Annotated in this window: 3 protein-coding genes; 1 reads left to right on the plus strand and 2 read right to left on the minus strand. The window is 45.2% G+C overall.

Annotated elements, in window-relative coordinates; translation table 11 throughout:
• Positions 1-4: 4 nt before the first annotated feature.
• The gene (locus BG32_RS00880) at positions 5-553 is read right to left on the minus strand and encodes a transporter substrate-binding domain-containing protein (RefSeq protein ID WP_259459414.1); all 549 of its coding nucleotides are present in this window, start codon (positions 551-553) and stop codon (positions 5-7) included.
• 260 nt (positions 554-813) lie between these two features.
• Complete coding sequence (locus BG32_RS00885) at positions 814-1,425, minus strand: deoxynucleoside kinase (protein ID WP_041928084.1); 612 nt, start codon at positions 1,423-1,425, stop codon at positions 814-816.
• Between the two features lie 104 nt (positions 1,426-1,529).
• Between BG32_RS00885 and BG32_RS00890 the strand changes: the two genes are divergently transcribed.
• Positions 1,530-2,410: 4Fe-4S binding protein (locus BG32_RS00890; protein WP_121526234.1), on the plus strand; the 881-nt coding region annotated here is incomplete at its 3' end.

The raw sequence follows: 2,410 nt of genomic DNA on the forward strand, positions 1-2,410 counted from the left end.
AATATCATTGCATCAGCCTTCCGGAAGCTACCTGGAAGGCCGCCTCGTCGATTGTCTCAAACATGAAGATCTGAGCTTCGGAGAGAAGTCTGTTCGCAGCCTCCGCACCTGTCGATCCAAGTTGTACGGCGATCTTGACATCTGGATCGTTCAAATCTTCTTCAGTAGGTGGGAGTTCATACTTGTTCGTGTTGTAGAGAATTATCTGACCCACAGTTAGATACGGATCAGTAAAGTTGACTCTCAGTGCCCTTTCCGGAGTAATAGTCATCGCAGACCAGATGATGTCGAACTTGTTCGAAACGAGAGCGGGAATTATTCCGTCCCAGTTTACAACAACAAATTCCAGCTTCACATCTAGTATCTCGGCCATCTTCTTCAGAATATCGACTTCCAGCCCTATGCGGTCGCCGTCGGGATTCGTTCCGTAAAGGGGCATATAGCCTGCGTCCTGTCCGACTCGCAGTACACCTCTCTGCTTGACGTCATCGATGAGACTTCCAAATGCCAGGGTCATACAGAGTAAAACCAAAACCAGCAGTAACTTCTTCATAGTACACCTCCATTAAAATAAAAAGACCGGGCTATAAGCCCGGTCTGTTGAATTCTGAGAGAGCACGACTAAAGAGTGCCGCCTCCCGGAACCGGGCGCCGCAGTCTGTGATGATGAAGCTTGTTTGTTCTGATCGATGAACTGAAACTAATTCTCACAGAGATCACCTTCGTCGTGTTTTGATAAACGATAGTATCAGCACTGGATATCAAATGTCAAGTAACGTTTCGCGCAAAGGTGTTAAGAGAAGGTTTGGGGTCCTATAGAATTCTCATAATCTCCTTCGTGATCTGCTGGGCCTTCTCCGGATTGATCACAATATCGACGGATCTCGCATCTATCTTGTAAATCGGCGAAAGATCGTAATCTCTTATCCAGCTGGAGTAAAGTCTATCGAGTTGTTCCCAGTAGGCAATAGGGACCGCAGTTTCCATTTGTCTTCCCCTGCGTCTTATTCTCGCCAGAATGGTGTCAACATCGGCATCTATATAGACCAGGAGATCAGGCTTCTTGAGATACTTGATCATCGAGTCGAACATTGTCACATACGCCTTGAATTCCCTGTCGGACATCTTTCCGGTCTCGAAAAGGTTTCGAGCGAAAATCTCTTTGTCTTCGTATATTGAACGATCAAATACCGTATTTTCATTCACCTCGGCACTCTTTAGGGAGCAGTATCTGTGGTATAGAAAGTAAGTCTGGAGATGATACGACCATCTCTTCTGATCGTAATAGAAATCCTCAAGGAAGGGATTGTCGGAGACCGATTCGTAGTGAATATTGAAACCAAGGCCTTCAGCAATGGCGCTTGCTATAGTAGACTTGCCTGCACCAACATTTCCGGCAAGCACGATTATTCTTCCCACTTTCATCCCCCTACCAGATCTAATAAACAATTCTAGCATTTCAGCTTCTAAGCTAACTCTAAGGTTAATCAAGTCAAATAGTTTATCGCCTGGTTGAGGATGTGAAGACTGTGAAAAGTCGCCATAGAGTGCCACGAATTGCTACGCAGTTACTGTTTCTCCTTCTTGTTCTCTACATAAGTGTTGGTCACTATCTTTCTGAGAAGGGCATAGCGGAGCTGGCTGGTACGACAAGTCTCCATGCTGTCTGTCCCTTCGGCGGTGTCGTTACGCTATACAATCTTGTCTCTGATGGCACCTACGTCCAGAAGATACATCCTTCCAACCTTTTTGTACTGGGTGGCTTGCTCATTTCACTAGTCATTGCCGGAGCTTTCTTCTGTGGATGGATTTGTCCGCTAGGAAGTGTTCAGGAGTGGATTGGGAAAGCTGGTAGAAAACTCCTCAGATCACATTACAATAAGGTCCCAGCAGGTCTCAACAAAATCCTAAGTCTTGGAAAGTATGCCATGTTGATCTTCGTAATTGTTCAAACAGCTAGAATCGGCACGCTTTCATTCAGTAGTTTCGACCCCTATTATAATCTTTTCAATATTTGGACGGATGAAATTGCATTGTCCGGTTATATTGCAGTATTTCTTACACTTGGGGCTTCCCTGTTCATCGAAAGACCTTTCTGTCGATATGCCTGTCCACTGGGTGCGATCAACGGTCTATTCAACCGCTTCAGTATTTTTCGTATTAGAAGGCAATCTTCAACATGTATCGATTGTGGGCTATGCGATAAGGTGTGTCCGGCAGGGATTAATGTCTCGAAGGTTTCCAGTGTGAACAGCCCGGCCTGCAACAGATGCATGAAGTGTGTCGATATTTGTCCAGCTAACTCAAATTCAACACTTACGATAGAGGTCGGTCTTTCTAAGAAGTCATCAAAAGCCAGCAAGACAGTATCTGTGAAGACTTACATAATACTGGCTCTCTCAGCATTTTT

Origin of the sequence: Mesotoga sp. HF07.pep.5.2.highcov, assembly GCF_003666285.1 — a bacterium.
GTDB classification, from domain to species: Bacteria; Thermotogota; Thermotogae; order Petrotogales; family Kosmotogaceae; genus Mesotoga; species Mesotoga prima.

What these genes read in the sequence shown, in the direction of transcription:
- BG32_RS00880 (WP_259459414.1), bottom strand. Translation starts at nt 553, where the DNA reads ATGAAGAAGTTACTGCTGGTTTTGGTTTTACTCTGTATGACCCTGGCA.
- BG32_RS00885 (WP_041928084.1), bottom strand. Translation starts at nt 1,425, where the DNA reads ATGAAAGTGGGAAGAATAATCGTGCTTGCCGGAAATGTTGGTGCAGGC.